This is a genomic window from Inquilinus limosus MP06 (genome assembly GCF_000767795.1).
In the GTDB taxonomy this organism is placed as follows: domain Bacteria; phylum Pseudomonadota; class Alphaproteobacteria; order DSM-16000; family Inquilinaceae; genus Inquilinus; species Inquilinus limosus_E.
In genome coordinates this window covers 1-1,667 of the sequence record NZ_JANX01000894.1, presented here as the reverse complement: position 1 = coordinate 1,667, position 1,667 = coordinate 1, and the positions used below count along the sequence as shown (strand labels likewise).

At 71.7% G+C, this 1,667-nt stretch carries 2 protein-coding genes; one reads left to right on the top strand and one right to left on the bottom strand.

Translation table 11 applies throughout. The features are described from left to right. Window positions 1–177: 177 nt before the first annotated feature. A complete protein-coding gene (locus tag P409_RS33695) occupies window positions 178–762 on the bottom strand; it encodes a TetR/AcrR family transcriptional regulator (RefSeq protein ID WP_034848960.1) in 585 nt (194 codons plus the stop codon). Window positions 763–887: 125 nt separating this feature from the next. Here P409_RS33695 and P409_RS33690 point away from each other — a divergent pair. Further along, on the top strand, window positions 888–1,667 hold a 780-nt coding region (locus tag P409_RS33690; RefSeq protein ID WP_034848958.1), incomplete at its 3' end, for a Rossmann-fold NAD(P)-binding domain-containing protein.

Below are 1,667 nucleotides of genomic sequence, written 5' to 3'. Positions count from 1 at the left end.
GAAAAGGTCTCGCCAGGCGGGAGAGGTCGGGCTCGCGCAGCGAGACCGGGTGAGGGCTGGTCCCGGCCTCGACAAACTCCCCCTCACCCGGAGCCGATTCGCGTCTCCGACCTCTCCCGCAAGCGGGAGAGGCAACGCGTTACCGCACTGATGCGATCGGGATGATCCGATCCGCCTTTACTCCCCCACCCCGCCGATGATCAGCGCCGCCAGGGCGTCCGTGGCCCCGGCCTCGTCCACCCGGCCGCGCAGCATGTCGCGCGAGATCGCCTCAGCCGCGCCGATCAGGCCGACGCAGCGGAGATGCAGCGCTCCCGGCGCCAGGGCCGAATACGGCGCCAGCGCGCCCCGGTAGAGGGCGACGTAGCGGTCGAGCAGCCGCCGGTGGAACGCCTCCATCTCGCCGTCGCCGCTGAGCGCCGCGGTGATCGCCAGCGCTTCCGGCCCGGCGGTGAGGTAGCAGGCCATATAGGCGCGGCTCATCACCCGGGCGACATCCTCCAGCCGCCGCGGCGTGCGCTCCAGCGCCTCCAGCAGCGCCGCCACCTGGCGATCGTCGATGCGCTCATAGAGGGCGATCAGCAGGCCGGACCGGGTGCCGAAATGCTCATAGGCGATCGGCTTGCTGACGCCGGCGCGTTCCGCGACATGGGCAAGGGTCAGCGCATCCGTCCCCTCCGCGCGCACGATCGCGAGCGCCGTGTCCAGCAACTGGTCGCGCCGCTCCGCCCTGGGCAGCTTCTTCGCAGGCGTTGGGGTCATCTCCCGATCCGCGCTCCTCGACCGGGGCCTCTCGGTCCGGCCTTGAAATTACCATCAGTAACTTACTATCTGTAAGTTCTGCGGCCGATGGCGAGGTCCGGCCGCACCGCATCAGGAGCATGGCGATGCCAGCGACCCAGTACAAACCCGTTCTCATCATCGGCGGATCCGGTATCGTCGGCGCCCGTGCCGCCCGCACGCTGCGGCGGCTGCAGCCGGAGCTGCCGATCACCATCGGCGGCCGCGATCTCGCCAAGGCCGAGGCGGTGGCCCGCGAGATCGGCGGCGCCGACGCGGCGGCGATCGATCTCGACCGGCCCGATCTGGGCCAGCCGGACCGCGACTTCGGTGCCGTCGCCGTCTTCGTCAAGGACGCGACGCTGAACTCCCTGCGCGCCGCCCAGGCCCGCGGCATCCCCTATGTCAGCGCCTCGAGCGGTGTGTTCGAGATCGGGCCGGAGGTGGCGCAGGCGATCCACCGCCCGACCGCGCCGGTGCTGCTGGCCAGCCATTGGCTGGCCGGCGCCGCGGTGTTCCCCGCCCTGCATTTCGGCCGGGCGTACCGGCGGATCGACGAGATCCGGATCGGCGTGCTGCTGGACGAGCAGGACATGGGCGGGCCGGCCGCCGCCGCCGACTATGACCGCATCGTCACCGCCACCTCGCGGGTCCAGGTGCTGCAGGACGGGCAATGGCGCTGGATCGGCGGCGAGGACGCCGCCGCCACATACCGCAGCGTCGACGGGGTCGTGCTGCCGGCCCAGGCCTATTCGCCGATGGATGTGGTCAGCCTCGCCGCCGCGACCGGCGCCCGGTCGATCCGCCTCGACCTCGCCTATGCCCAGTCGGCCAGCCGCCGGCGCGGCGAGCCCTTCTCGACCGAGATCGCGATCGAGATGGCGGGC